This is a genomic window from Nocardioides sp. SYSU D00065 (genome assembly GCF_017916425.1).
Lineage (GTDB): Bacteria > Actinomycetota > Actinomycetes > Propionibacteriales > Nocardioidaceae > Nocardioides.
Genome location: NZ_JAFMSX010000001.1, coordinates 445,521 through 470,864 on the forward strand (window position 1 = coordinate 445,521; position 25,344 = coordinate 470,864).

At 72.8% G+C, this 25,344-nt stretch carries 29 protein-coding genes; 3 read left to right on the forward strand and 26 right to left on the reverse strand.

Annotated elements, in window-relative coordinates; translation table 11 throughout:
• Positions 1 to 8: 8 nt before the first annotated feature.
• Genes J3P41_RS02215 through J3P41_RS02225 form a run of 3 tightly spaced genes read right to left on the reverse strand, consistent with a single transcriptional unit; the run spans position 9 to position 3,164 of the window.
• Positions 9 to 1,103, reverse strand: a complete 1,095-nt coding sequence (locus J3P41_RS02215; protein ID WP_210648621.1) for a 1-deoxy-D-xylulose-5-phosphate reductoisomerase — start codon at positions 1,101 to 1,103, stop codon at positions 9 to 11.
• Positions 1,100 to 1,729: an AMP-binding protein gene (locus tag J3P41_RS02220; RefSeq protein WP_210648622.1), complete on the reverse strand. Its 630-nt coding sequence runs from the start codon at positions 1,727 to 1,729 to the stop codon at positions 1,100 to 1,102. The genes J3P41_RS02215 and J3P41_RS02220 overlap by 4 nt, the downstream gene beginning before the upstream one ends.
• Positions 1,730 to 1,736: 7 nt before the next feature.
• Positions 1,737 to 3,164: a M1 family metallopeptidase gene (locus tag J3P41_RS02225; protein WP_210648623.1), complete on the reverse strand. Its 1,428-nt coding sequence runs from the start codon at positions 3,162 to 3,164 to the stop codon at positions 1,737 to 1,739.
• Positions 3,165 to 3,341: 177 nt separating this feature from the next.
• Here J3P41_RS02225 and J3P41_RS02230 point away from each other — a divergent pair, with 177 nt between their 5' ends.
• A complete protein-coding gene (locus tag J3P41_RS02230) occupies positions 3,342 to 4,250 on the forward strand; it encodes a serine protein kinase RIO (RefSeq protein ID WP_210648624.1) in 909 nt (302 codons plus the stop codon).
• 24 nt (positions 4,251 to 4,274) lie between these two features.
• Positions 4,275 to 5,375, forward strand: a complete 1,101-nt coding sequence (locus J3P41_RS02235; RefSeq protein ID WP_210648625.1) for an LOG family protein — start codon at positions 4,275 to 4,277, stop codon at positions 5,373 to 5,375.
• Here J3P41_RS02235 and J3P41_RS02240 read toward each other — a convergent pair.
• From J3P41_RS02240 to rpsB, 10 genes are all read right to left on the reverse strand, one after another.
• A complete protein-coding gene (locus J3P41_RS02240; RefSeq protein WP_210648626.1) occupies positions 5,353 to 6,564 on the reverse strand; it encodes a glycosyltransferase family 1 protein in 1,212 nt (403 codons plus the stop codon). The genes J3P41_RS02235 and J3P41_RS02240 overlap by 23 nt on opposite strands.
• A gap of 93 nt (positions 6,565 to 6,657) precedes the next feature.
• A complete protein-coding gene (gene rlmN, locus J3P41_RS02245) occupies positions 6,658 to 7,794 on the reverse strand; it encodes a 23S rRNA (adenine(2503)-C(2))-methyltransferase RlmN (RefSeq protein WP_210648627.1) in 1,137 nt (378 codons plus the stop codon).
• Between the two features lie 58 nt (positions 7,795 to 7,852).
• On the reverse strand, positions 7,853 to 8,200 hold the full coding sequence (locus tag J3P41_RS02250) for a hypothetical protein (protein WP_210648628.1): 348 nt from the start codon (positions 8,198 to 8,200) through the stop codon (positions 7,853 to 7,855).
• Positions 8,201 to 8,277: 77 nt separating this feature from the next.
• A complete protein-coding gene (locus J3P41_RS02255; protein ID WP_210648629.1) occupies positions 8,278 to 8,784 on the reverse strand; it encodes a histidine phosphatase family protein in 507 nt (168 codons plus the stop codon).
• On the reverse strand, positions 8,781 to 9,566 hold the full coding sequence (locus J3P41_RS02260; protein WP_210648630.1) for a sugar nucleotide-binding protein: 786 nt from the start codon (positions 9,564 to 9,566) through the stop codon (positions 8,781 to 8,783). The genes J3P41_RS02255 and J3P41_RS02260 overlap by 4 nt, the downstream gene beginning before the upstream one ends.
• Positions 9,566 to 10,453, reverse strand: a complete 888-nt coding sequence (locus tag J3P41_RS02265) for a phosphatidate cytidylyltransferase (protein ID WP_210648631.1) — start codon at positions 10,451 to 10,453, stop codon at positions 9,566 to 9,568. The genes J3P41_RS02260 and J3P41_RS02265 overlap by 1 nt, the downstream gene beginning before the upstream one ends.
• Positions 10,454 to 10,461: 8 nt before the next feature.
• Positions 10,462 to 11,016 carry a ribosome recycling factor gene (frr, locus tag J3P41_RS02270; protein WP_210649694.1) on the reverse strand — a complete coding sequence of 185 codons (555 nt, stop codon included), beginning with the start codon at positions 11,014 to 11,016 and terminating at the stop codon, positions 10,462 to 10,464.
• 49 nt (positions 11,017 to 11,065) lie between these two features.
• A complete protein-coding gene (gene pyrH, locus J3P41_RS02275; protein ID WP_210648632.1) occupies positions 11,066 to 11,782 on the reverse strand; it encodes a UMP kinase in 717 nt (238 codons plus the stop codon).
• Positions 11,783 to 11,978: 196 nt separating this feature from the next.
• Complete coding sequence (gene tsf, locus J3P41_RS02280) at positions 11,979 to 12,791, reverse strand: translation elongation factor Ts (RefSeq protein WP_210648633.1); 813 nt, start codon at positions 12,789 to 12,791, stop codon at positions 11,979 to 11,981.
• Positions 12,792 to 12,904: 113 nt separating this feature from the next.
• Positions 12,905 to 13,873, reverse strand: coding sequence for a 30S ribosomal protein S2 (gene rpsB, locus J3P41_RS02285; protein ID WP_210648634.1), 969 nt, complete (start codon positions 13,871 to 13,873; stop codon positions 12,905 to 12,907).
• Positions 13,874 to 14,304: 431 nt separating this feature from the next.
• Here rpsB and J3P41_RS02290 point away from each other — a divergent pair, with 431 nt between their 5' ends.
• Positions 14,305 to 14,871 (forward strand): M23 family metallopeptidase, encoded by a 567-nt coding sequence (locus J3P41_RS02290; protein WP_210648635.1) that lies wholly within the window; start codon positions 14,305 to 14,307, stop codon positions 14,869 to 14,871.
• A gap of 70 nt (positions 14,872 to 14,941) precedes the next feature.
• Here J3P41_RS02290 and J3P41_RS02295 read toward each other — a convergent pair whose 3' ends face one another.
• The 13 genes from J3P41_RS02295 to J3P41_RS02355 all read right to left on the reverse strand — a co-directional run bounded on the left by J3P41_RS02295 (position 14,942) and on the right by J3P41_RS02355 (position 25,339).
• Positions 14,942 to 15,841 (reverse strand): tyrosine recombinase XerC, encoded by a 900-nt coding sequence (locus J3P41_RS02295; protein WP_210649695.1) that lies wholly within the window; start codon positions 15,839 to 15,841, stop codon positions 14,942 to 14,944.
• A gap of 88 nt (positions 15,842 to 15,929) precedes the next feature.
• On the reverse strand, positions 15,930 to 17,051 hold the full coding sequence (gene dprA / locus J3P41_RS02300) for a DNA-processing protein DprA (RefSeq protein WP_210648636.1): 1,122 nt from the start codon (positions 17,049 to 17,051) through the stop codon (positions 15,930 to 15,932).
• Entirely contained in the window at positions 17,048 to 18,649 is a 1,602-nt protein-coding gene (locus tag J3P41_RS02305) for a YifB family Mg chelatase-like AAA ATPase (RefSeq protein ID WP_210648637.1), read from the reverse strand. The genes dprA and J3P41_RS02305 overlap by 4 nt, the downstream gene beginning before the upstream one ends.
• Complete coding sequence (locus J3P41_RS02310; protein ID WP_210648638.1) at positions 18,649 to 19,047, reverse strand: YraN family protein; 399 nt, start codon at positions 19,045 to 19,047, stop codon at positions 18,649 to 18,651. Before J3P41_RS02310 ends, J3P41_RS02305 begins: the two co-directional genes overlap by 1 nt.
• Before the next feature lie 146 nt (positions 19,048 to 19,193).
• Positions 19,194 to 19,502, reverse strand: a complete 309-nt coding sequence (locus J3P41_RS02315; protein WP_210648639.1) for a DUF2469 domain-containing protein — start codon at positions 19,500 to 19,502, stop codon at positions 19,194 to 19,196.
• Positions 19,499 to 20,269 carry a ribonuclease HII gene (locus tag J3P41_RS02320; RefSeq protein WP_374192859.1) on the reverse strand — a complete coding sequence of 257 codons (771 nt, stop codon included), beginning with the start codon at positions 20,267 to 20,269 and terminating at the stop codon, positions 19,499 to 19,501. The genes J3P41_RS02315 and J3P41_RS02320 overlap by 4 nt, the downstream gene beginning before the upstream one ends.
• Positions 20,266 to 21,081: a signal peptidase I gene (gene lepB, locus J3P41_RS02325; protein WP_210648640.1), complete on the reverse strand. Its 816-nt coding sequence runs from the start codon at positions 21,079 to 21,081 to the stop codon at positions 20,266 to 20,268. Before lepB ends, J3P41_RS02320 begins: the two co-directional genes overlap by 4 nt.
• Before the next feature lie 58 nt (positions 21,082 to 21,139).
• Positions 21,140 to 21,490 (reverse strand): 50S ribosomal protein L19, encoded by a 351-nt coding sequence (rplS, locus tag J3P41_RS02330; protein ID WP_210648641.1) that lies wholly within the window; start codon positions 21,488 to 21,490, stop codon positions 21,140 to 21,142.
• A 201-nt stretch (positions 21,491 to 21,691) separates the two neighbouring features.
• Positions 21,692 to 22,858, reverse strand: coding sequence for a tRNA (guanosine(37)-N1)-methyltransferase TrmD (trmD, locus tag J3P41_RS02335; RefSeq protein ID WP_210648642.1), 1,167 nt, complete (start codon positions 22,856 to 22,858; stop codon positions 21,692 to 21,694).
• Entirely contained in the window at positions 22,855 to 23,460 is a 606-nt protein-coding gene (gene rimM, locus J3P41_RS02340) for a ribosome maturation factor RimM (protein WP_307861788.1), read from the reverse strand. Before rimM ends, trmD begins: the two co-directional genes overlap by 4 nt.
• Positions 23,461 to 23,695: 235 nt before the next feature.
• Entirely contained in the window at positions 23,696 to 23,938 is a 243-nt protein-coding gene (locus tag J3P41_RS02345; RefSeq protein WP_210648643.1) for an RNA-binding protein, read from the reverse strand.
• 2 nt (positions 23,939 to 23,940) lie between these two features.
• Positions 23,941 to 24,483 carry a 30S ribosomal protein S16 gene (gene rpsP / locus J3P41_RS02350; protein ID WP_210648644.1) on the reverse strand — a complete coding sequence of 181 codons (543 nt, stop codon included), beginning with the start codon at positions 24,481 to 24,483 and terminating at the stop codon, positions 23,941 to 23,943.
• A gap of 199 nt (positions 24,484 to 24,682) precedes the next feature.
• Positions 24,683 to 25,339, reverse strand: a complete 657-nt coding sequence (locus tag J3P41_RS02355) for a GNAT family N-acetyltransferase (protein ID WP_210648645.1) — start codon at positions 25,337 to 25,339, stop codon at positions 24,683 to 24,685.
• Between the last annotated feature and the right edge of the window lie 5 nt (positions 25,340 to 25,344).

Consider the following 25,344-nt stretch of genomic DNA (forward strand, 5'->3'; position numbering starts at 1 on the left):
CCTTGTCGTCATGGCGAGGTGATCAGCGCGGTGGCCTGCTCGCGTGCCCAGGCGTCGGCCTCGAGGACGTCGTCCACCGTCATGTCCTCCGACGAGCGTACGCGGTGGGCGGCGAGGACGTCGGCAACGATGGGCATGATGTCGACGAAGCGGAGGCGACGGGAGCGGAACGCCTCGACGCACTCCTCGTTGGCGGCGTTGTAGACCGCGGGCGCGGTGCCGCCCCGCTCCCCCGCCGTGCGGGCCAGCGAGACCGCGGGGAACGCCTCGTCGTCGAGCGGCAGGAACTCCCAGGCGCCGGGTCGCGACCAGTCGAAGGCGGGCGCCGCGTCGGGGACCCGGTCGGGCCAGGCCAGGCCGAGGGCGATCGGGATCATCATCGTCGGGGGGCTGGCCTGGAGGATCGTCGAGCCGTCGACGAACTCCACCATCGAGTGCACGTCGCTGGTCGGGTGCACGACGACCTCGATGCGGTCGAAGGGGATGTCGAAGAGCAGGTGCGCCTCGATCACCTCGAGCCCCTTGTTGACCAGCGTGGCCGAGTTGATGGTGATCACCGGACCCATCGACCACGTGGGGTGCTGCAGGGCCTCCTCGACGGTGACCGCGGCGAGGTCCTCGCGGCTCCGGCCGCGGAACGGGCCGCCGGACGCGGTCAGCACCAGCCGTCGCACCTCGGCGCGGCTGCCGGCGCGCAGGCACTGGGCGAGCGCGGAGTGCTCGGAGTCGACCGGGACGATCTGACCGGGCTTCGCGCGGCCCGTGACCAGCGCGCCGCCCATGATGAGCGACTCCTTGTTGGCCAGCGCGAGCGTGTTGCCGGCTTCGAGCGCGGCGAGCGTGGGTCGCAGCCCGACCGCGCCGGTGATCCCGTTGAGCACCACGTCGCACGCGCGAGCGGCCGCCTCGGTGGAGGCGTCCTCGCCGAGTCCGGCGTACGCCGGCGCGAACTCGGCGACCTGGGCCTCGAACAGCTCCCGGTTGGAGCCGCCGGCGGTGAGCCCGACCACCCGGAACCTGTCGGGGTGGGCCCGCACCAGGTCGAGCGCCTGGGTGCCGATGGAGCCGGTGGAGCCCAGGATGACGATGTCGCGCGCGGTCACCGGCCCAGTGTGTCAGGGCCGGCGGACGCGGTTCCCGGTGCGTCGAACGACCACAGCCGCACTCCGCCGACGCTCACGAGCGTGGCGCCCGGGGGCACGGGTGCCTCCCGGTCGTCGGAGGCGCCGAGAGCGGCGAGCACCGTGAGGGCGAGCTCGCCGTGCCGCGCGAGCACCGCGTCACCGGGTACGTCGGCGCACGGCGCCGGGTCGGTCCGGCCGGCGCGCATGGCGACGTCCCAGAGCAGGTCCTCGCCGTCCGCGGTGATCGCGACCTCCCCGCCCGCGGTGGTGCCCACGCGCACCGGACCGGGCGCACCGGCGGAGTCGTCGTACACCGCCACGGCACCGACGCGGGCGATCGCGAGCACCACGACCACCGTGGTCTCGCGGGGCAGGAAGCCGACCGTGACCCGGTCGCCGACGCCGACCCCCAGCGCGCGGAGCACGCCGGCACACGCCGCCGCCTCCGTCAGCAGCCAGGCGAACGTGCGGTCGGTGCCGTCAACCGACAGGGCCACCGCGTCGGCGTGGCCGTGGATCACACGGAGGTCGAGGGCGTGGTAGCAGGCGTTGAGGGTGCCCGGGTCCTCCCCCGCGGGCGCCCGGAACCAGGTGACGTCAGGCACGGCTCGCTCAGGCCAACCCGTTGTCGGCGGTCCTGGCCGGCTTCGACGGCGTGCGAAGCCAGGCGGCGAAGAACCCGGTGAGGTCCTGGCCGCTGACCCGCGTGGCGAGTGCCTCGAACTCCTCGCTCGAGCCGTTGCCGCCCTGCTGCTCGCGCAGCCAGCTGCGCAGGATCGTCCAGAACACGTCGTCGCCGACGCGGTTGCGCAGTGCCTGCAGCGTCATCGCGCCGCGCGTGTAGATCGCGGAGTCGAAGATCCGGGCGGCGCCGGGGTCGGCGACCACGACCTTCCAGAAGTCGGAGGACTCGCTGAGATCGTCGTAGTGCTGACGCAGCGTCGCGGCGCCCGAGCGACCGCCGTGGTTCTCCGCCCAGCGCCACTCCATGAACGTGGCGAAGCCCTCGTTGAGCCAGATGTCGCGCCAGTGGTGCACGGCGACGTCGTCGCCGAACCACTGGTGGGCGAGCTCGTGGACGACCAGGCTGGTGTAGCGGCTGCCGACCGCGGGATAGGTGGGGCGGGTCTGGTTCTCCAGGGCGAAGCCCGGGTCCAGCGACGTCGTGATGCCGCCGACGACGGAGAACGGGTAGTCGCCGAGGTCCTTCTCGAGCCCGGCGACCACCTTGGGCGTCCTCTTCATCAGCCGCATGCTGGCGGCCTGGTCGGTGCCGCTCAGCCCGCGCGAGACCGCCACGAGCCACGGGAGGCCGCGGTGCCTGCCCTTGGCGATGGTGAAGTCGCCGGCCGCGAAGAACGCGAGGTAGGGGGCCATCGGCTCGTCCGCGCGCCAGTGCCACGTGGTCGTCCTCTTGCCGACCGACCGGCCGCGCAGCTTGCCGTTGGAGATCACCTCGCGCCCCGAGGGCACCGTGATCCGCACGTCCACGATCGCCTTGTCGAGCGGGTGGTCGTTGGCCGGGAACCACCACGGCGCCATGTGCGGCTCGTTCATGGTGACGACCTCGCGCCGGCTGGCCAGCCAGTTGCGCTCGCCCGCATAGGAGTACTTCCCCGGGCGGTCGGCGTACGACACCACGACGGAGTGCGCCGAGCCGGCGGCCAGCGGCTGCGCCGGGGTGATCCGCAGCTCGTGGCCCCCGTCGGTCGTGGCGAACCGGGCGTCGGCCCCGTCGACCGTCACGGACGTCACGTCGAGCAGGAAGTCGAGGGAGAAGCTGCTGAGGTCGGCGGTGGCGGTCAGCTCGACCTTCGTGCGGCCGCTGAGCCGCTTGTCGGCCAGGTCGTAGCGATTCGAGATGGCGTACGACGACACATCGATGCCGCCGTTGCCGTCGAGCGGCCAGTACGGGTCGCCGATCCCGGTCGCGCCGTCGGCGGCGAGCGGCGCCTCGGCGGTGGCCGTGGCGCCGGTCAGCGCCACCGCCGCGCACAGGGCGGCCGAGAGCAGGGACCGGGAGAGGACTCGGGTGGGCACGAACCCGAACCTAGCCCACCCGTTAATCAGGTGCACGGGTCGCGGCACTGGGCCACACTGGCCGGCGTACGTGCGGGTGACGAGCCGCGTCGCCCGTGGTGTGAGAGGAGCGTGACATGTCCATCGCTGTCCCCGGCCTGCCCGCCGACCACCTCTCTCACACACGGAGCACCTGTCTTGTCCCACCTGCCAACCGATCGAACCTTCCCCGAGGACTTCCTCCGGCCTGACGACCGCTCGCCCACCGAGGGCATCGACGAGTCGTTCGTCTTCACCTACGACGCCTACGCCGACGAGCTCGAGGACGGCCAGCGCTGGTCGCGCTGGGAGGACCTCGAGGCCCTCATGCGGGGTCCCGAGCCGCGCCCCGACTGGGTCGTGACCTCCAGCGGGGCCATCGACACCGACCTCGGCGTCCTCAAGACCGGCAAGGAGGCCGACGTCTTCCTGCTCGAGCGCGCGGATCCCCACGATCCCGACGGCGCGGTGATCATGGCCGCCAAGCGCTACCGCGACACCGACCACCGCAACTTCCACCGGGCCGCCTCCTACACCGAGGGACGCTCGATGAAGCGCTCGCGCGACGAGCGGGCCCTCAAGCGCAAGTCCACCTGGGGCCGCCAGGTGGCGGCCGGCGAGTGGGCGGTGTCGGAGTGGAACGCGCTGCGCCGCTGCTGGGAGCTCGGGCTACCGGTCCCCTACCCTGTCCAGATCGACGACACCGAGATCCTCATGGAGTGGATCACCCACACGGTCGACGGCGACGTCGAGACCGCCCCGCGGGTCGCGCAGGTACGTCCGGAGCGCGACGTCGTGGAGGGCTACTACGAGCAGCTGCGCGACGCGCTGGCGACGCTCGTGCAGGCCGGGTTGGTGCACGGCGACCTGTCGCCCTACAACACCCTCGCCGCGGGCGACCGCCTCGTCATCATCGACCTGCCGCAGATGGTGGACCTGGTCGGCAACCCGCGCGGCATGGACTTCCTGCTGCGCGACTGCGCCAACATGTGCGCCTGGTTCCGCTCGCGCGGCGTCGAGGTGGACGAGCAGGAGCTCTTCGGGGAGCTGATGGCCCACGCCTTCTGACGCGGGACGCATAGGTTGGCGCGCGTGAAGCACTCCCACGGGCGCGTCCCCGACATCACCTCGCTGGCCGACCTGGACCGCCGGCTGGCCGACGGCGCGAGCTCGTTGGCCGGCTGGCGGGTCGTCGGCCTCGACCTCACCGGGCGCGCCGCCGAGCTCCTCGAGCGGGACCTCGCGCAGTCGCTCTTCCTCGGCTGCGAGTTCGCGGAGGGTGCCGACGACGCCGTACGTCGGGCGGGCGGCATCGTGCTGCACCACATCCCGGGCATCCCGGTCGACCCCTATCGGGCCACGCTCTACGACCCGCACGACCTCTACGACGCCCCGCGCTACGAGGACACGCTGGACGCACGGGCGTACGCCTGGTCGCGACACGCGACGAGCCCGGACGACTCGCTCGCCATGGCGCTGCACGACCACCACGTCGACGCGGCGCTGACGGCTTGGGTCGCCGGCCGGGAGGTCGTCGGCGTGATGGGCGGGCACGCGATCGAGCGCGGCAGCCGCGCGTACGCCGACGCGGCGCGCCTGGGCCACGCCCTGGGCGCGCGCCTGACGGTGGCCACGGGCGGCGGACCCGGCGCGATGGAGGCGGCGAACCTGGGCGCCCTCGTGCCGGAGGACCGATCCGACGCGCTCGAGGCGGCCCTGGCCGACCTGGGTCGCGTGCCGTCGTTCCGTCCGGACGTCGGTGCCTGGGCGCGCACCGCGCTGGCGGTCGTCGACACGACGGGCGAGGGACGCGAGTCGCTCGGCATCCCGACCTGGCACTACGGCCACGAGCCGCCCAACCCGTTCGCGAGCGCCATCGCCAAGTTCTTCGCGAACGCCCCGCGCGAGGCGCTGCTGCTGGAGGTGTGCACCGCCGGGATCGTCTTCCTGCCCGGCGCCGCCGGCACCGTACAGGAGGTCTTCCAGGACGCCTGCGAGAACTACTACGCCGACGAGTCGTCGGTGGCGCCGATGGTGCTCGTCGGCCGCCGGCACTGGACCGAGGAGCTGCCGGTGTGGCCGCTGCTGCGGGCGCTGGCCCGCGGCCGGGCGATGGAGGGGTGTGTCCACCTCGTCGACAGCTTGGAGGAGGCCGTCGAGGTGGTCGCGCTCAGCCGGCCCGGCGGCGAGTGAGCGCCGGGGAGCCGACGTCGCGGTAGTGGCTCACGAGCAGCTCGTTGACGGCCAGCCAGGTGCGGTCGCGCACGCTGTGCCGTGCCGCCTGGGCCATCCGCCGGCGCAGCACCGGCTGGGTGACGAGCCGCTCGACGTGGGACGTCAGCTCGGCGGCGTCGCCGGGCTCGTAGAGGTAGCCGGCGACGGTGTCGTCGACCACGTCGATCGGCCCGCCGGCGCGCGGCGCCACGACCGGCACGCCACTGGCCAGCGCCTCCTGGGCGGACTGGCAGTAGGTCTCGTGCCGGCCCGTGTGCACGAACACGTCGAGCGTGGCGTAGGCGCGCGCGAGCTCCTCGCCGTGCAGCACGCCCAGGAAGGCCGCCTCCGGGAGCAGCTCGCGCAGCCGGGCCTCCTCCGGTCCGCCGCCCACCAGCACCAGCCGGACGCCGGGCAGTCGGTCGACGTGGGCGAGCAGCTCGAGCTCCTTCTCCGGCGCCAGCCGGCCGACGTACCCCACGAGGTGCTCGCCGTGCGGGGCGAGCTCGGCGTGCAGCGCCTCGTCGCGCTTGCCCGGCTCGAAGAGCACCTGGTCGACGCCGCGCGGCCAGCGCGCCACCGCCTCGACGCCGAGCCGGCCGAGCTGCTCGATGCTCGCGGTCGACGGCGCTAGCGTGCGGTCGACCCCGAGGTGGATGCGCCGGGTCAGGGACTCCATGGCCCGGGCGCCGCCCGGGACGCCGTAGCGCTCGGCGAAGCCGACGAGGTCGGTCTGGTAGATCGCGACGGTCGGGATGCCGAGTGCGCGAGCCGCCCGCGCCGCCTGGTAGCCCAGCGTCGCCGGCGACGCGATGTGGACGACGTCGGGGCGGAAGCGCTCCATCGCCGCGCGCAGCCGGCGCCTGGTCTCCAGCCCGATCCGGAACTCGGTGTAGAACGGCAGGCTCGCGCCGCGCGCGTGCGTCACCGGGAAGCCGGCGTACGTGTCGGGGCCGGTGGGAGCGATCAGCTCGGCCTCGTGGCCCTCGGCGGCGAAGTGCTCCAGCACCCGTCGCACGGAGTTGGTGACGCCGTTGACCTGAGGCAGGAAGGACTCGGTCACCACCAGGACGCGGAGCCGCGGCTGGCCGGTCGACCGCGCGGCCGCGGGAAGCGGGATGAGCGCCGGGACGGTGCGGCTGCGACGCCGCCTCTCGAGCAGGTCCATGCCACGGACGCTAGGAACCGTCGCGCAACGTACGGCCCGTTCCGGGCAGACGACACGTGAACGGTCCCCGACGCTCCGGCGCCGTCGTGCCGGCTACTCCTTGGCGGCGAGCTGCCCGCAGGCGCCGTCGATCTCGCGCCCGCGGGTGTCGCGCACGGTCGTCGGGATGCCCTTGGCCTCGAGCCGGCGGACGAACTCCCGCTCGTCGGCGGGGTCCGAGGCCGTCCACTTCGACCCCTCGATCGGGTTGAGCGGGATCAGGTTGACGTGCACCCAGCCCCAGTCGCCGTACGCGTTGAGCACGTCGCCGAGCAGGTCCGCGCGCTCGGCCTGGTCGTTGATGCCGCGCATCATGGCGTACTCGATGGAGACGCGACGCTTGGTCCGGGCCGCGTAGTTCCAGGCGGCCTCGACGGTCTCGGCGACCGAGAACCGGGTGTTGATCGGGACCAGCTCGTTGCGCAGCTCGTCGTCGGGTGCGTGCAGGCTCAGCGCGAGCGTGACCGGGATGCCCTCGTCGGCGAGCTGGTTGATCCGCGGCACGAGGCCGACGGTCGACACGGTGACCCCGCGGGCGCTCATGCCCAGGCCCGCCGGCGACGGGTCGGTGAGGCGGCGCACGGCGCCCACGACGGCCTTGTAGTTGGCCAGCGGCTCGCCCATCCCCATGAACACGACGTTGGAGACGCGGCCCGGACCGCCCGGGACCTCGCCGCGCGCGAGCGACCGGGCCGCGGCCACCACCTGCTCGACGATCTCCGCGGTGGACATGTTGCGCTGCAGGCCGCCCTGACCGGTCGCGCAGAACGGGCACGCCATGCCGCACCCGGCCTGGCTGGAGACGCACACGGTGGCGCGGTCGGGGTAGCGCATCAGGACCGACTCGACCAGCGCCCCGTCGAAGAGCTTCCACAGCGTCTTGCGGGTGGTGCCCTGGTCGGCCTCCATGGTGCGCAGCGGTGTCATCAGGTCGGGCAGCAGCGCGCCGACAAGGTCGTCGCGCTGGCCCGCGGGGAGGTCGGTCATCTCGGCGGGATCGTCGACGAGGCGAGAGAAGTAGTGCGTCGAGAGCTGCTTGGCGCGGAAGCCCGGCAGGCCCATGTCCTCGAGGAGCGCCTTGCGCCCGGGCTCGTCGAGGTCGGCGAGGTGCCGCGGCGGCTTCTTGCGCCCGCGTGGCTCGCTCAGGACGAGGGGCAGGGTGGTGATCGACTGCTGGGTGGGCTCGGACATCGCACCGATTGTCCCACCCCGGTGGGCGCCGGGACGATTTCGCGCCTCGGCAGCGAGGTCAGGCCCCGACCATGAAGTAGAGGACCAGCGACGCCACGCCGAGGACGACGAGGGCGGTGACGATCATCCCGACGAACATGAACTGCGCGAAGCGGCGGGTCTTGCGCTTGACGAGCAGCGCGATCGGGAGGACGAGCGCGAGGAGGACGAACGGGAACAGCTGCTCGGCGGTGTCGTAGGTGAACAGCAGCCGCAGGATGCCGGCGAACGCCCCGGGCACCGCCGTGACGAACAGCATGCCGGCGAAGAACCCGGTGATCCCCGCGAACGTCGGGTGACTGTGGTGCCACCACTCGAAGTGCCGATCCTGCGCGGCGCCGGCCTCCTGCGTCCCTTCGGTCTCCACGCGACCACCCTAGGCTCTGGTACCGGCCGGGCGTCGCCCGGCACGCTGAGGCAGGCACAGAGTCGCGGACGTCCGGGTCACGGCTCCACGACGAGCACGTCGGGCATGCCCAGCGACTCCCACCGGCCGACGTCCGGCGCCGCCCCGGTCAGCTCGGCCACGACGAGCGTCCACGCGGTGCCGTGGCCGACGAGGACCACGTCGTCGCCGCCGTGCACGTCGAGCACCCCACGCACGGCGGAGACCACCCGCTCGCGGCACCGGCGCAGCGGCTCCCAGCCCTGCACCGCCGGTGCGTCCGGATTCTCGAAGGCGCGCCGGACGGCGCCGGCGAAGTCCTCGACGCATTCCGCGGTGCGCTCGTGCTCGCGCAGGTCGTCGAGGACGCCGACCTCGGCGTCGGTGAGCAGCTGTGCGGTCTGCACCGCCTTGGGCTCCGGGGAGGAGAACCAGGCTGCCTGCGCCGGCAGCCGCTCGCGGAGCATCCACACCGCGTCGAAGGCCGCCGGGTCGAGCTCCCAGCCGGCGGCCGGTGTGCCCCGCTCCACGAGGGGTCGGCCGTGCCTGACGAGGTAGAGGGTCATGACGCCAGGAACTCCGTGGCGCCGCGGAGCCTCGTCACGAGCGTGCGTTCGGCGAGGGACGAGTCCAGTCGGAGCTCGAGGGGTCCGGGCACCGGCAGCTCGGCACGCAGGGACGGGCGCAGCCGCGCCTCGTCGAGCCCCTCGCGCCGGGCGACCAGGCGCCCCAGCTCCCAGCGGCTCAGTGCATCGGCGCCGCCGAGGTGCACGATGCCGCGATGGTGGCCGCCGGCCAGCTCGACGAGTGCGGCGGCCAGGTCCGCGACGTGGACGGGGCAGCGGACCTCGTCGGAGAACAGCCCTCCCTCGGCGCCCCCGGCGAGTCGGCGTACGAGCGCCTCGTGCGGCGAGGCGCCGTCCCCGCAGATGACCGAGGTGCGCGCCACCACCACGTCCTCGAGCACGGACAGCGCCACCGTCTCCGCGGCAGCCTTCGCCGCGCCGTAGGGCGAGACCGGGTCGGGCGCCGCGGACTCGTCGTACGGCCTCGCGCGGCCGCCGAAGACGACGTCGGACGACACGAGCACGAGCCGCGCTCCGGCGCGGGCCGCCGCCAGGGCGACGTGAGCCGTGCCGGTGGCCGTGACGGCCCAGTCGGACTGGACGTAGGCGGTGTGGACGACCACCTCCGGCGCGTGCCGCTGGACCATGGCGTCCACGGCGGCCCGGTCGCGCAGGTCGGCGTCGGCCGACCCCACGGCGACCACGTCGTGCTCGGGAGTGGCGGCCGCGACGACGTACCGCCCGAGGTAGCCCGTGCGGCCGCCGGTGACGAGCAGCCGCATCAGAACACGAGGTAGAACAGGACCAGCCAGATCGGCGCGACCGTGGCCAGCAGCGAGTCGAGCCGGTCCATCAGGCCACCGTGACCCGGGATGACCCGGCTCATGTCCTTGATGCCGAGGTCGCGCTTCATGACCGACTCGCACAGGTCGCCGAGGGTGGCCATGACAGCGGTGATGACGCCGAGGAGGACCCCGACCCACCACTCGCCGTCCAGGAACGACGTCACCAGCCACACGCCGACCGCGACGCAGGCGAGCGCCGAGCCGGCGAAGCCCTCCCAGGACTTCTTCGGCGAGATCACCGGCGCCATCGGGTGCTTGCCGAACAGCACGCCCGCGACGTAGCCGCCGGTGTCGGAGGCGACGGTCATCGCGATGAAGGTGATGACGCCCCGCACCCCGTCGTCGTGCAGGTCGAGCCCGAACGACGGGGTGGTCCCGCCCTCGGCGAGCAGCAGCGCGACGAAGGAGGCGAGGAACGGGACGTAGACCAGGGTGAAGACCGAGGCGGTGGCGTTCTTGACGTAGCCGTCGACGCCGCGGCGCAGCAGCCACAGCATCACGACGAGGGCGGTGACGGCCGTCGCCGTGACGAGCGCCGGTGCACCCCAGAAGTAGGCGACGACGACCATCACGACGCCGCCGAGCATCAGCGGCTGCTCGGGCAGGTCGATGTCCTTGGCCGCGAGGCCACGGTGCAGCTCCCACACGGCCACCACGACGGCGACCGCGACGATGCCCATGAACGCCGTCTTCCAGAAGAACAGCGACAGCAAGATGGCGCCGACGAGCACGACGGCGGAGCCCACGGCAGCGGGCAGGTCGCGCCCGGCGCGGCCGTGGTCCCGGGGCGCTGCCGCGGCCGCCGGACTCTCAGGACTCGTCATGGGTGGGCTCAGACCTCGAGCAGCTCGGCTTCCTTGTGCTTGAGCATCTCGTCGATCTTGTCGGTGTGCGTCTTGGTCACGGCGTCGAGGCGCTTCTCGGCTCCGGTGACGTCGTCCTTGCCGACCTCGCCGTCCTTCTCCAGCTTCTCGAGGGCCTGCTTGGCCGTGCGGCGCACGTTGCGCACCGACACGCGGCCGTCCTCGGCCTTGGCGCGGGCGAGCTTGATGAACTCCTTGCGGCGCTCCTCGGTCAGCTCGGGGAAGACGCAGCGCAGCACCTTGCCGTCGTTGGCGGGGTTGACGCCCAGGTCGGAGTCGCGGATCGCCCGCTCGATGCTGCCCATCGCGCCGATGTCGAAGGGCTGGATGAGGATGGTGCGCGCGTCCTGGGAGGTGAAGCTCGCCAGCTGCTGCAGCGGGGTCTGGGTGCCGTAGTAGTCAGCCGTGATCTTGGCGAACATCGCCGGGTTGGCGCGACCGGCTCGGATCGCGGCGAACTCCTCGCGGGTCGCCTCGACGGACTTGCCCATCTTGGCGTCGGCATCGTTCATGACGTCGGTGATCACGGTTGCTCTCTCTCGTCGTACGTCGGGGTGCGGGTGGGCGGCCGGGTCAGTCCGAGCCGGTCACCAGCGTGCCAATCTTCTCACCCCGTACGGCGCGCACGATCGTGCCCGGCGTCGAGAGGTTGAAGAAGACCATGTCCATGCTGTTGTCGCGCGCCATGGCGATGCCGGTGGCGTCGGCGACCTTGAGGTCCCGCGCGAGGTACTCGTCGTAGGTGAGGCGGTCGAACTTCACGGCGGCCGGGTTGGTCTTGGGGTCGGAGTCGTAGACCCCGTCCACTCCCTGCTTGCCCATGAGGATGACCTCGCAGCGGGTCTCCAGGGCCCGCTGGGCGGCGACCGTGTCGGTGGAGAAGAACGGCATGCCGGCACCGGCGCCGAAGATCACGACCCGGCCCTTCTCCATGTGGCGGATGGCGCGACGCGGGATGTAGGGCTCGGCGACCTGACCCATGGTGATCGCGGTCTGCACGCGCGTCTCGACGCCGTGCTTCTCGATCATGTCCTGCAGCGCCAGGCAGTTCATGACCGTGCCGAGCATGCCCATGTAGTCGGCCCGCGCGCGCTCCATGCCTCGCTGCTGGAGCTCCGCGCCGCGGAAGAAGTTGCCGCCGCCGACCACGATCGCGATCTGCACCCCGGAGCGGGCGACCTCGGCGACCTCGCCGGCCGTGGCGTTGATGACGTCGAGATCGAGCCCCACCTCACCACCGCCGAACACTTCGCCGGAGAGCTTGAGGAGGACTCGGTTGTACGCCGTCACTTCGATCCCTTCGCACGGCCTGGTGGGTCAGGCGAAACCTACCGGCCCGCCGGGTCCGGGGTCGAACCCGGACCGTCCACGACCGCCCTGCCCGTGGACCGGGCGGTGGGGCCGGGGCCGACTGCCGGCTGCGGACGCGACGAGGGGCCGTACGCCAGCGGCGTACGACCCCTCGGTCAGCGGGTGGTGCGGGCGCTCAGGCGCCGACCTCGAAGCGGGCGAACCGCTTCACGGTCGTGCCGGCCTCGTCGAGGACGGCCTTGACGCTCTTCTTGGACTCGGTGACCGACTCCTGCTCGAGCAGGACGATCTCCTTGAAGAACCCGCCCAGGCGACCCTCGACGATCTTGGCGATCGCCTGCTCGGGCTTGCCCTCCTCGCGGGTCTTCTGCTCGGCGATGGAGCGCTCGGACTCGACGACGTCGGCCGGCACCTCGTCGCGGGTGAGGTACTGCGCCTTCATGGCGGCGATCTGCATGGCCGCGGCGCGGGCGGCGGTCTCGTCGCCCTCGAACTCGACGAGCACGCCCACGGCGGGGGGCAGGTCGGCGGCACGCTTGTGCATGTAGGTGACGGTGTTGCCCTCGAAGTAGGCGACCTCGCCCAGCTCGATCTTCTCACCGATGGTGATGGCCAGGTCCTCGACGACCTCCCCGACGGTCTTGCCGTCGAGCTCGGCGGCCTTCAGGGCCTCGGTGTCGGTGGCCTTGACGGCGTCGGCGACGTCGGCGATCTGCTGCGCCTTGGCGATGAAGTCCTCGTTCTTGGCGACGAAGTCGGTCTCGCTCTTGAGCTCGACGAGGGCGTTGCCGGAGGTGGCGACGAGGCCGGCGGCGGTCTCGCGCTCGGCGCCGCGGGCGGCGGCCTTGGCGGCACCCTTGACGCGGAGCAGCTCGACGGCCTTGTCGAAGTCGCCGTCGGTCTCGGTGAGCGCCTTCTTGCAGTCCATCATCCCGGCCTGGGTGAGCTCACGGAGCTTCTTGACGTCGGCGGCGGTGAAGTTGGCCATGGTCCTTCTTCCTCTCGGGGCCCGGACGCGCCGGTCAGGCGGCGAGCCGGGGGGTGGGTGCGACGGCACGGACGCGCCGGCCGCAGGAGTGACCTGCGACCGGCGTACCGCGATCAGTCCTTCTTGTCGGCCTCGGCAGCGGCCTCGGGCGCGGCGTCGGCGGGAGCCTCGGTCGCGGCCTCGGCGGCCGGCTCGTCGGTCGCGGCCTCAGCGGCGGCGTCGGCCTGCGGGGCCTCCGACGACGCGCCGGTGGCCTCGGAGGCCGGGGTCTCGGCGGCGGCGTCGCCCGTGGCGGCCGTGGCGGCCTTCTCGGCGTCACCCTCGAGGAGCTCGCGCTCCCACTCGGCCAGCGGCTCGGCGGCGGCGGCGTCGGTCTCGCCGGACTTGGCGCCCGAGCGGGCGATGAGGCCCTCGGCGACGGCGTCGGCGACCACGCGGGTCAGCAGGCCGACCGCGCGGATGGCGTCGTCGTTGCCCGGGATCGGGAAGTCGACCACGTCGGGGTCGCAGTTGGAGTCCAGGATGCCGATGATCGGGATCCGCAGCTTGCGGGCCTCCTCGACGGCGAGGTGCTCCTTGTTGGTGTCGACGATCCACACCGCGGACGGGACCTTCGACATCTCGCGGATGCCGCCGAGGGTCTTGTCGAGCTTGTCGCGCTCCCGCTTCATCTGCAGGAGCTCCTTCTTGGTGCGACCGGAGCCGGCGACGTTGTCGAAGTCGATCTCGTCGAGCTCCTTGAGGCGGTTGATCCGCTGGTGCACGGTCTGGAAGTTGGTGAGCATGCCGCCGAGCCAGCGCTGGTTGACGTAGGGCATGCCGACGCGGGTCGCCTGCTCGGCGATCGCCTCCTGGGCCTGCTTCTTGGTGCCGACGAACATCACGACGCCGCCGCGGGCGACGGTCTCCTTGACGAAGGCGAAGGAGCGGTCGATGTAGGACAGCGACTGCTGCAGGTCGATGATGTAGATGCCGTTGCGCTCAGTCATGATGAAGCGCTTCATCTTGGGGTTCCACCGACGGGTCTGGTGACCGAAGTGGACGCCGCTCTCGAGCAGCTGGCGCATGGTGACGACTGCCATGGGTTCTCCTGTTGTCGCGGAGGCGCTCACCGATGCGCCCGACCTTGAGGCAGGCCGGACCGGGAGCGGGGCTCCTGCTGGTTTTCAGTTGCTGCGCCCGACGGGTGCCGGGTGCCCTGACGCTCACGCGCCGATCCGATCCGCACCGGTGGGGCTGGTGGGAACTGAGGACCGACGCCCGCGGGCGATCCGGAACCGAGAAGCATTCCGACGCGGTCTGCGAGCGTGCGAAGTCAGTCCAGGTGGACTGCTCCGCACATCGTAGGCCACGCACTCGGCGAGCACCGAATCGCAGGAGACGAGGGCCGGAGCACCTGGAAGCGGCTCGATTGCGGGCCAGCGACCGTCCCCGACCCACGCGGTCCGGTGGTCGTCCACAACCGCGGCCGCAGTGCGGCGACCGCACGGCGCGACACGGTCACGATCGCGGGATGCGACTCCCGCCCGTGCTCCCGCTGCTCCTGTCCGCCCTGCTCTGCCTCAGCGCCGCCCCCGCGCTCGCCGGCCCCGACGATCCGGAGGGGGTGTGGCCCCTCGACCCGGAGCCCGCGGTCGTCCGCGGGTTCGAGCCGCCAGCGAACCCGTACGCCTCGGGCCACCGCGGCGTCGACCTCGCCGGCGCGCCCGGCCAGGCCGTGCGCGCCGCGCTCCCCGGGACCGTCGGCTTCGCCGGCTCCATCGGCGGCAAGCCCGTCGTGACGGTGCTGCACGGCGGCCGGCGCACGACGTACGAGCCGGTGGTCGCCTCGGTCGAGCGGGGGCGGGTGGTGGCTGCGGGCGACGTGCTGGGGCGCCTCGTGGTCACCGACGGCCACTGCTTCCCCGCCGCCTGCCTGCACTGGGGGCTGCTGCGCGGCGAGGAGTACCTCGATCCGCTCTCGCTCGTCGGCTCCGGTCCCGTCCGGCTCCTGCCGCTGTGGCGCGACGAGCCGGTCCTCGCCCGGCTGCCGTGGACTCCCCCGCTCGAGCACTGGCGGCGACCCGTCGACCTGGTCTGAGCGGGCTCCGTCCGCACGAGCTCGCCGCGTCTGACGTCCCCGCCGGTCGCGCTCCTGGTCGCTGTGGAGCTCACGCTCGCGGGTGTGCCTGCTGGTAGGCCCGACGCAGCCGGTCGGTCGTCACGTGGGTGTAGAGCTGCGTCGTGGCGAGCGAGGCATGGCCGAGCAGCTCCTGCACCGATCGCAGGTCCGCGCCGCCCTCGAGCAGGTGGGTGGCCGCCGTGTGCCGCAGGCCGTGGGGTCCGATGTCCGGTGCGCCCGGCACGTCGGCGATCCGGCGGTGCACCAAGGTGCGGACGGCGCGCTGGTCGATGCGGCGCCCGCGCGCCCCGAGGAACAGGGCGGCGCCGGCCCCCTCGACCCGCAGCGCCGGCCGGCCGGCAGCGAGCCAGCGGTCCAGGGCGCGACCGGCCGGAGTGCCGTAGGGGACCGAACGCTCCTTGCGGCCCTTGCCGAACACCCGCACGAGCCGGCGTCCGGGGTCGACGTCGTCGAGGTCGAGTCCGACCAGCTCGCCCACTCGGATGCCGGTGGCGTAGAGCAGCTCCAGCATCGCCACGTCGCGGATGCCGACAGGCGTCCCGTCGTCCGCGAGCTCGGCGGCTGAGCGGATCAGCGCCTCGGCCTCGTCGGCGCGCAGCACGGGAGGCAGCGTCGTGTGCTTCTTGGGCGACCCGAGCGCCGCGCCCGGGTCTGCGGACACGCGGCCGGTGCGGTGGAGCCAGGCCGTGAACACCCGCGCGGCGGTCGCCCGGCGGGCGATGGTCGTCCGGCTGCGACCTGTGGTCTGCAGCTTGGCCAGCCAGCTGCGCAGCGTGCGGAGGTCGAGCTCGGCGACGTCGTCGAGGCCGAGCCGGACACAGTGGTCGAGCAGGCTGGAGACGTCGCCGAGATAGGCACGCACCGTGTGCGGCGTCAGGTCGCGCTCGGAGACGAGGTGGCGCTCGTAGTCGCCGAGCAGGCGGACCATCGGCTCCGGCAGTCCCGGCTCCTGCGGCCTCGGCTCCTGCGGCGGTGTCTCGTCACTCACCCCGCGATCGTAGGCGCGGGGAGCGGCCTCATCCGGCACCCGCGAGTCGCCACCCGCCGTCGACCTCGCGGACGAGTCCCCTGCCCTGCAGCCGCCCGAGTGCGCCCACCGCGTCGCGGACGTGGAGCGAGCTCAGTCGGGCGATGGAGTCGACACCCGCCGGCGTGCTGACCGGCACCCACTCCAGCACCTGGCGCTCCACCCCGCTCAGCTGGTCGTGCGGGCGCTCCGGTCCGCGCGGCTCCTCGACCAGGTGCTCGCCGGCCGCGCCGATCACCTCGAGCACGTGCGAGCCGTGGGTCACCACGCTCGCTCCGCCCCGCCGCAGGCACAGGTGCACGCCCTGCGAGGTGTAGCTCGTCACCGGGCCGGGCACACACATCACGGGTCGGCAGAGGTGCTCGGCCCAGCCGACCGTGTTGAGCGCGCCGCTGCGCAGCGCCGCCTCGACGAGGACGGTCCCGCGGGTCAGTGCGGCGATCAGCCGGTTGCGGGCCAAGAAGCGCTGGCGGGTGGGCGCCGAGCCGGGCGGCTGCTCGCTGACCACGGCGAACTCGGCGGCGAGGTGGCGCAACAGGCGACGGTTCGCCGCGGGATAGACCCGGTCGACGCCGCAGGCCAGCACCGCCACCGTCGCACCGCCGGCGAGCAGCGCCGCGTCGTGGGCGACGAAGTCGATCCCCAGCGCGCCACCCGACACCACGGGGACGCCGGACACCGCCAGGTGGTCCACGAGCCCGCGCGTCGTCTCCGCGCCGTAGACCGATGCGGCGCGCGACCCGACCACGGCGACCGAGGTGGCGAGACCGGTCAGCGGCATCGGCCCCTTGACCCAGAGGCCGGGAGGAGTGCCGCCGAGTCCCTGGACCACGACGCCGTGGTCGAGGTCGTCCAGGCCCGCCGGCCACTCGGGATCGCCCGGGACGACGAAGCGGATGCCGCACCGAGCGGCCTGCTCCAGCTGGCGCTCCGGCTCGACGTCCCGGAGCCGGTCGGCCAGGCGGCTGCCCGGCTTGGGGACCAGCTGCTCCTCGAGCGCCTTGGCCGCTCCGAGCTGGCGCACGAGCGAGGACGTGCGGTGGTCGCCCGGCTCGACGCCGCAGCTCAGCACGACCCGGGCGAGTCGGTCGGTCTCCGACACGGTGCTCATGACGCGGCCACCGCCACCGCGTGGGCCGGGAGGCTGCGTGCGGAGTCGTCGGAGCGCAGTGCCAGGGCGATCTCGGCCTCCGCAGCGCCGGGGCGCGCGACACCGGCGCAGTCCGCGACCGTCCACGCCAGCCGCTGCACCCGGGTGAGTCCCCGACGAGTGAGCTTCGCGGCGCCGAGCTCGGCGTCGATGAGGCGCTGCGCGTCCGGATGCAGCGGCCAACGCTCGGCGAGCACGGGACCGGGACACGAGGCGTTGAGCAACCACGAGTAGTCGCGGTAGCGGCGCGCCTGCCGGTCCCGGGCCTCGGCCACGCGGGCGCGGACGTCGGCCGACGACTCCGGGTCGGGACCGAAGGATCCACCTCGACGTCCCTGCGGGCGCACCTCCATCCAGATGTCGACCCGGTCGAGGATGGGACCGCTCAGCTTGCGCCGATAGTGGGCGCGCTGGACCTCGGAGCACTCGCACGCTCCCCCCGACTGGCCGTGGAAGTTGCCGCACGGGCACGGGTTGGCGGCCAGCACCACCAGCGACCGGGCGGGGTAGGTGGCGGACTCCTCGCCTCGGGCGATCGTCACCTCCCCCGACTCCAGCGGCTGCCGCAGGGCCTCGATGACGTCGGCGCGGAAGTGCGGGAACTCGTCGAGGAACAGGACGCCGTGGTGGGCCAGGCTCACCTGGCCCGGACGCACCCGACCGGTGCCGCCGCCCAGCACGCTCGCGGCCGTGGCCGAGTGGTGAGGTGCGAACCACGGGGGCCGGCGCAGCAGCCCGGCCCCGGCGGGCAGCATGCCCGCCACCGAGTGCAGCGCGGTCACCTCCAGCGACTGCTCGGTGGTGAGGTCGGGCAGGATCGTCGGGATCCGCTCGGCGATCGAGGTCTTGCCGGTGCCGCGGGGACCGACGAGCATCAGCGGGTGGCCGCCCGCCGCCGCCACCTCCACGGCGTAGCGCACGTCCTCCAGGCCGTCGAGGTCACGCAGGTCGAGGTCGTCGAGGCGGTCCTCCCCTCGCCACGTGGCCAGCGGGCTGGCCGAGGGACCCACGACCGGCGGCGCCTCGGGCACCTCCGCGCCGCGCAGCACGGCCGAGACCTGCGCCAGGGAGCGCACCCCGAAGACCGTCATCCCGGGCACCAGCCCGGCCTCGGCCGCCTGTGGCTCGGGCACGAAGACGCGGGAGATGCCGTGAGCTGCTGCGGCGATGACCATGGGCAGCACGCCCGGGACCGGTCGCAGGGCGCCGGAGACCGACAGCTCGCCGACGAAGGCCCAGCCCTCCAGCAGGTCGGCGGTGATGTCGCTGTGGGCTTTGTCGGCCGCCAGCACCGCGAGGGCGATGGCCAGGTCGTAGTGCGTCCCGCCCTTGGGCAGGTCGGCCGGCGCCAGCAGGATCGTCACCCGCTTGGTGGCCGGCCACCGGCCGCAGTCGTTGTTGATCGCCATCCGCACCCGGTCGCGGGCCTCGGACAGGCTCTTGTCGACCCGGCCGATCAGCGTGGTCCCGACCATGCCGGGCGACACGTCGACCTGGACGTCGATGACGTGCCCGTCCGCTCCCGTCAACGCCAGGGAGCGCGCGGTCGCGAACGCCATCAGCCGATGCCTGCCACGTGCTCGACCTCGACCGGGCGACCCGGCGGGGCCAGCACGCCCACCATGTCGATCCGGACGTCGTCGGGACGGCAGTCGTGGGCACGCAGCCACCGCGCCGCGAGGCGCCGGAGCCGGTCGACCTTCGCCGCGGTGACCGCCTCCAACGGCGAGCCGTAGGCCGTCGAGCTGCGGGTCTTGACCTCGCAGACCACGAGCACGCGCCCGTCGCGGAGCACCAGGTCGATCTCGCCGACCTCGCACCGCCAGTTGCGGTCGAGCAGCACCAGGCCGCTGCGTGCGAGGTGCCGGGCCGCGATCGTCTCTCCGCGCTCGCCGAGCAGGCGCTTGCGCTGAGCCGCGGGATCGGGGACGGAGGGAGAGGTGGCGGGTCGAGCCATCGGGGTGCCTTCCGGTCGGGAGGGCACCAGCACAGCGTGCGACACCGACGTCGGCGGCCGAGAAGGCGACGTCCTGTGGACGAGCCGTTCGGTGGCCCGCCTGTGGACGGTCAGCGGCCCAGGACGGCCCCCTCAGCGCAGCCGGCTCAGTCCTTGGGCGGGTCGATGTCCTGCGAGGCGAGCTCCTCGACGTTGACGTCCTTGAACGTCAGCACCTTGACGTTCTTGGCGAATCGCGCCGGGCGGTACATGTCCCACACCCACGCATCGCTCATCGACACCTCGAAGAACACGTCCCCGCTCTCCGAGCGGGCCTTCACGTCGACCTGGTTGCACAGGTAGAAGCGACGGTCGGTCTCCACGACGTACTTGAAGATGCCGACGACGTCGCGGTACTCGCGATAGAGGGTGAGCTCCATCTCGGTCTCGTACTTCTCGAGATCCTCGGCGCTCATGCGTCCTCCTCGGCGGTGTCAGGAGCCGTCGTGCCCGAGGGCTCCGGACCGACACTAGTGGCCGGGTCCAGCGCCGGCTCCGGGGGCGGCTCGCGCACCGGCTCGAGGCCCGCCGCACGGCGTACGTTGACGAACCGCATCCGGTGCACGGGCGAGGGCCCGTGCTCGGTCAGCGCAGCCTCGTGCTCGGCGGTGACGTAGCCCTTGTGCGTCCGGAAGTCGTAGTGCGGCCACTGGTCGTGGAGGCCGACCATCAGCCGGTCGCGGGTGACCTTCGCGATCACCGAGGCGGCCGCGATGCAGGCCGCGACCCGGTCCCCCTTCCACACCGCGAGCCCCGGCACGCCCAGGCCGTCGACCGGGAACCCGTCGGTGAGCACGTAGGACGGTCGCGTGCCCAGCCGGGCGACGGCGCGGCGCAGCGCCTCGACGTTGGCGACGTGCATCCCGAGCCGGTCGCACTCCTCGGGCTCGATCACCACGACCGACCACGCGAGGGCCCGGCGCACGACCTGGGCGTAGACGCGCTCGCGCGCGGCCTCGGTCAGCAGCTTGCTGTCGGCCAGGCCGGGGACGATGCCGGCCCGGCCGGGAGGCAGCACGACCGCACCGGCCACGAGCGGTCCCGCGCACGCGCCCCGTCCAGCCTCGTCGACGCCCGCGACGGGGTCCAGCCCGGCCCGCCGCAGGGCGCGCTCGTAGCCGTAGATCCCGGCGTCGCGGCGTACGGTCGTGCCGCCCGGCAACGGCTCGGGCGGCACGGTCACGAGGACGGGGCCGGCACGTCCTCGAACGTGGCCGGACGGTCGTTCCAGCGGAAGCGGTCGGCGGGCCAGAGCAGCACGAACACCTTGCCGACGACCAGGTCGACCGGGACGAACTCGTCCCCGGGCACGCACTCGGTCACGTCGGGTGGGCACATGTGCTGGGAGGAGTCGGCCGAGTGCGACCGGTTGTCGCCCATCACGAAGATGTGGCCCTCGGGGATCGGGCCGACCTTCCAGTCCTCGTCGCAGCCGGTGGGCATGGGGCCGTTGCACGTGGCACCCCCGCGCTTGACGTAGGCCGACTCCTCCAGCGGCTGGCCGTTGACCACGAGCCGGCCCTGGTCGTCGCAGCACTCGATGGTGTCGCCCGCGACGCCGATGACCCGCTTCACCAGGTGGCCGCCGGTGGGGTACAGGCCGATCTTGGCCATCGCCTTGGCCACCGGATTCACGGGACCGGCCGCGTCGACCGGGCTCAGCCACCCGCCCGGGTCCTTGAACACCACGACGTCGCCGCGCTCGGGCTGGTCGTCGCCCCAATAGGAAACCTTCTGGATGAGGATCCGGTCGTTGAGGATCAGCCCGGGCTCCATCGACTCCGAGGGGATGTAGAACGCCTGGACGAAGAACGTCTTGATGACGACCGCCAGCACCAGCGCCACCCCCAGCAGCAGGATGGTCTCCTGCCACAGCGGCAGCTGCTTGCGCCGTGGACGGGACGTGCGGCCCCTGGCCGACTCGTCCCTCGAATGCGACGACCGCGGTCCCTCGTCCGTGGAGATGGACGAGGAACCGCGGTCGTCGGAAGTCACTCGCAGAGACTAACCAGTCGCTGGTCGGACCCGTGCCTCGCGGCCGGGACCCGCCGGCTCACGCCTCGCGGCGCTCCTTGATCTTGGCAGCCTTGCCGCGCAGGTTGCGCAGGTAGTAGAGCTTGGCGCGGCGCACGTCACCGCGGGTGACGACCTCGATCTTCTCGAAGATCGGGGAGTTCACCGGGAAGGTCCGCTCGACGCCGACGCCGAAGGAGACCTTGCGGACGGTGAAGGTGCGGCCGATGCCCGAGCCGTGGACCCGGATCACGACGCCCTGGAACACCTGGACGCGCGAACGGCTGCCCTCGATGACCTTGACGTGGACCTTGATGGTGTCGCCGGCACGGAAGTCCGGGACGTCGTCGCGCTTGAGGGAGTTGCCGAGCTCGGCGAGAACATTGGTCATGACGTGCTCCTCGCGGGTGCCACAGGTCAGCCGCGGACATGGTGGTGACGGATTCCGGTCGGTCGCTCGACGGTGCCGGTCGACGCGCCCCCTGTGGCAGGTGCGGTTCGACGGGACCCCGGGGCGAGGCACCTGGTCAGATGCCGTCCGGACGTCCCTGGCCACGAGCGGACCAAGGAAGGAGTCTGCCAGAGCGTGGCGTCAGCGAGAAATCCGCTTGGTCAGCACGACGGCTCCCGGCGGTGCCGTCCGGTCCGACCGCAGCCGGAAGCCGGCCTTGCGGTACATCCGGATGTTGTCCTTCGACCCGGCTCCGGTGAACAGCACGTAGTTGCGGGCCTCCGACGGCGCGAGCTCCTGGACGAGCTCGAGCAGCGCCCGGCCCAGCCCGCGACCCTGCAGGTCGGGAGCCACCATGATCCGACCGATGTCCCACTCGCCGTGGGCGTCCAGGCGTCCGCGGACCGCCCCGACGAGGCGGCCGGAGGACGGCTCGCGCGCGACCATCACGGTCCACTCCCCCAGCCCGCGGCGTACGTCGTCCAGCGACTCGCGCAGCGCGGGGATCTCCACGCCCGGGTTGGCCTCCAGCTCCTGGAGCCAGCAGGCGCGCTGGAGCGTGTAGAGCTCGCCGGCGTCGGCGGGGACCGCGCGCCGTACGTCGAGGTCGGCGAGACCCCCGACGGCGGCCGTCGCCGGCAGCAGGTCCGGTCGGCGCTGGGCGGTGCGGCGGGCGGCCTGCTCGCGCCGCCAGGCGGCGATCCGGGCGTGGTCGCCCGACAGCAGGACGTCCGGGACGTCGCGGCCCCGCCAGGAGGCGGGCTTGGTGTAGACGGGGTACTCGAGCAGTCCGTCGGCGTGGGACTCCTCCACCAGCGACTCGGCGTTGCCCATGAACCCCGGCAACAGCCGGACCACCGCCTCGGTGATGGCCAGCGCGGCGACCTCCCCGCCGTTGAGGACGTAGTCGCCGAGCGAGATCTCGCGCACGGTGCCGAGGGTGGCCGCGTGCTCCACCACCCGCTGGTCGATGCCCTCGTAGCGTCCGCACGCGAACACCAGGTGCTCGTGGCCGCTCAGCTCCTCGGCGACGCGCTGGGTAAAGGGCTCGCCGCTGGGCGTGGTGAAGACGATGGTCGCCCCGCGGGCCACGGCCTCCAGCGCCTGGCCCCACGGCTCGGGCTTCATCACCATGCCCGCGCCGCCGCCGTAGGGCGTGTCGTCGACGGAGTGGTGGCGATCGGTCGTCCAGTCGCGCAGGTCGTGCACGGCGAGGTCGACGAGCCCCTTCGCGCGGGCCTTGCCGGGCAGGCTCAGGCCGAGCGGCGCGAGGTAGTCGGGGAAGATCGTGACGACGTCGATCCTCATGCGCCGTCCGTGGCTTCCGCGTCCGTGGCTCCCGCGTCGGGGCCGTCGTCGGGAAAGGGCGACACCAGGCCGGGACGGTCGGCCACCACGAGGCGGCCGGCGTCGAGGTCGACCTCGGGGACGAGCGCGGCCACGAACGGCACGAGGGCGTCGCGCCCGTCCGGGGTCCGCACGGTCAGCAGGTCCTGGGCGGAGCCGTGGACCACCGCCTTCACCGTGCCGAGCGGCGCGCCGTCGAGGTCGACCACGTCCAGCCCGACGAGCTGGTGGTCGTAGTACTCCTCCGGGTCCTCGGGCGTCTCGTCGTGCGCGATGGTGGCATGCAGGACGGTGCCGCGGACCGCCTCGGCGGCGTTGCGGTCGGCGAGCTCCTCGAAGGTGACGAGCAGGGTGCTCTGGTGCCATCGGGCCCGGGCGACGGTGAGCGTGGCGGGGCGCCGGTTGGCCCCGGCGGGAGCCTCGGCGCGCAGCGTCGTGCCGGGTGCGAAGCGCCGGTCGGGCTCGTCGGTGCGGACGTCGAGGGTCACCTCGCCGCGGATGCCGTGGGGCTTGCCGATGCGGCCGACCACGACCTCGATGCCGTCGGGTTGCACGTCGCTCACGCGGCTGAGGCTAGCGCCCCGGCTGCGGCCAGCGCCCCGCGCCCCGACACGGCACGACGGGCGCCACCCCAGTGGGGGTGGCGCCCGTCGTCAGGCACGTGCGGCGTCTACCGTCGCCGGTCGGTGTCCACGCTGCACGGACGCTTCGCGGACACCGGCTGCTGCCGACGTCTACCGTCGCCGGTCGGTGTCCACGCTGCACGGACGCTTCGCGGACACCGGCCGCTGCCGGCGTCTACCGTCTCCGGTCGGTGTCCACGAAGTCGACCCGGGCACCGCCGCGACCCGCGAGGGCCGAGATGACGGTGCGGAACGCGGTGGCGGTGCGACCGTTGCGGCCGATCACCTTGCCGAGGTCGTCCGGGTGGACGCGGACCTCGAGGATCGAGCCCCGACGCAGCTGCTTGTCGCGGACCACGACGTCGTCGGGGTGGTCGACGATGCCACGCACCAGGTGCTCCAGGGCGTCGGCCAGCACGATCAGGCCTGCTTGTCCGCGTCGACGCCGGAGGTGTTCTTGCCGGCCTCCTCGGCGGTGACGTTCTCCAGGTCGGCGTTGGCGTCGGCGGCGCCCTCGGGCGTCTCGGCGGCGGGGACCTGGGTCGCCGCGGGAGCGGCCTCGTCGGCAGCCGGCTTGTCGGCCTTCTTCTTCGAGGTCACCGCGGCGCCGCGGGACTCGCTCGAGACCTCCTTGAGGGCCTCGTTGAAGATGTCGAGCTTGGAGCGCTTGGGCTCCTTCACCCGCAGGGTGCCCTCGGCGCCCGGGAGGCCCTTGAACTTCTGCCAGTCACCGGTCACCTTGAGGATCGCCTCGACGGCCTCCGTGGGCTGGGCGCCCACGCCGAGCCAGTACTGCGCCCGGTCGGAGACGACGTCGATGTACGACGGGTCCTCCTTGGGGTGGTACTTGCCGATCTCCTCGAGGACCCTGCCGTCGCGCTTCTTGCGCGAGTCGACGACGACGATGCGGTACTGCGGCACCCGGATCTTGCCCAGGCGCTTCAAACGAATCTTGACGGCCACGTTTGTGGTGTCTCCTCAGGAATTGTCGTGGGTGAACGACCCTCGCCAGGTGGGGCACCGGGTCTGGTCGCTCGAAGGGCGCTGCGCGCTCGGATGAGAGGGTCCGGGCGCGCAGGACACGAGGGAAGAGTCTGCCAGACGTACGCCGCGCACCACCAATCCGGCCAGGGCTCCGCCGACGGAGCGCATGCGGCGGTGCTCAGGCGGCGTCGAGGCCGATGGCCTCACGCAGCGCCGCGAGCCCCGACACGCGGAGCGGGTGCGGCCCCCGCACGAGGTCCTGCGGCTCGAGGAGCAACGCCTGGTTGAGGGCCAGCTCGCCCTCGCGGCGCTTGAGGCGGCGGATCCCGTTGGGCCGGTAGCCCAGCTTGCGCGACACCGCGAGCGAGGCCGGGTTGTCGAGGAAGGCCCCGGAGGTGACCGCGGCCGCGCCCAGGTGGTCGAAGGCGAACGCGCACACGACCTGGCGCATCGCGGTGCCGATGCCGCGCCCATGGAACTGCCTGCCCAGCCACGACCCGGTCTCGCCGGTGCGGGTCACGAGGTAGTCCGAGGTCTCGAACGCCTGCGTGCCGACCAGCTGGCCGTCGTGGAACACCGCAAGGTGCAGCCCCCACGCGTCGGGACGGAACTCCGCACGCGCCCGCCAATGGTAGGCCGCGGTGTTGCGCGCGAGCTGCTCGGGCGGCGCGTCGGTCCACGGGACGGAGAAGGGCATCACCGCCGGGTCGTGGATGCCTCCCACGGCCAGGTCGCACAGCTCGGCGAGGACGTCGTCGGAGATGCCGCGCAGCACCAGCGGTCCCGCCTCGATGGTGAGGCCCAGCGGCGGGAACAGGTCGGCGACGGAGCTCATGCGGT

Coding starts and splice junctions, on each gene's coding strand:
- rlmN (WP_210648627.1), bottom strand. CDS start 7,794: ATGTCCGAGCCCACCCAGCAGTCGATCACCACCCTGCCCCTCGTCCTG.
- dprA (WP_210648636.1), bottom strand. CDS start 17,051: ATGAGCACCGTGTCGGAGACCGACCGACTCGCCCGGGTCGTGCTGAGC.
- J3P41_RS02260 (WP_210648630.1), bottom strand. CDS start 9,566: ATGCGGCTGCTCGTCACCGGCGGCCGCACGGGCTACCTCGGGCGGTAC.
- J3P41_RS02305 (WP_210648637.1), bottom strand. CDS start 18,649: ATGGCGTTCGCGACCGCGCGCTCCCTGGCGTTGACGGGAGCGGACGGG.
- rpsB (WP_210648634.1), bottom strand. CDS start 13,873: ATGGCAGTCGTCACCATGCGCCAGCTGCTCGAGAGCGGCGTCCACTTC.
- J3P41_RS02295 (WP_210649695.1), bottom strand. CDS start 15,841: ATGGTCCGCCTGCTCGGCGACTACGAGCGCCACCTCGTCTCCGAGCGC.
- J3P41_RS02265 (WP_210648631.1), bottom strand. CDS start 10,453: ATGACGAGTCCTGAGAGTCCGGCGGCCGCGGCAGCGCCCCGGGACCAC.
- trmD (WP_210648642.1), bottom strand. CDS start 22,858: ATGAGGATCGACGTCGTCACGATCTTCCCCGACTACCTCGCGCCGCTC.
- rplS (WP_210648641.1), bottom strand. CDS start 21,490: ATGACCAATGTTCTCGCCGAGCTCGGCAACTCCCTCAAGCGCGACGAC.
- J3P41_RS02255 (WP_210648629.1), bottom strand. CDS start 8,784: ATGACCCTCTACCTCGTCAGGCACGGCCGACCCCTCGTGGAGCGGGGC.
- tsf (WP_210648633.1), bottom strand. CDS start 12,791: ATGGCCAACTTCACCGCCGCCGACGTCAAGAAGCTCCGTGAGCTCACC.
- J3P41_RS02315 (WP_210648639.1), bottom strand. CDS start 19,502: ATGAGCGCCGAGGATCTCGAGAAGTACGAGACCGAGATGGAGCTCACC.
- J3P41_RS02290 (WP_210648635.1), top strand. CDS start 14,305: ATGCGACTCCCGCCCGTGCTCCCGCTGCTCCTGTCCGCCCTGCTCTGC.
- J3P41_RS02310 (WP_210648638.1), bottom strand. CDS start 19,047: ATGGCTCGACCCGCCACCTCTCCCTCCGTCCCCGATCCCGCGGCTCAG.
- J3P41_RS02355 (WP_210648645.1), bottom strand. CDS start 25,339: ATGAGCTCCGTCGCCGACCTGTTCCCGCCGCTGGGCCTCACCATCGAG.
- J3P41_RS02240 (WP_210648626.1), bottom strand. CDS start 6,564: ATGGACCTGCTCGAGAGGCGGCGTCGCAGCCGCACCGTCCCGGCGCTC.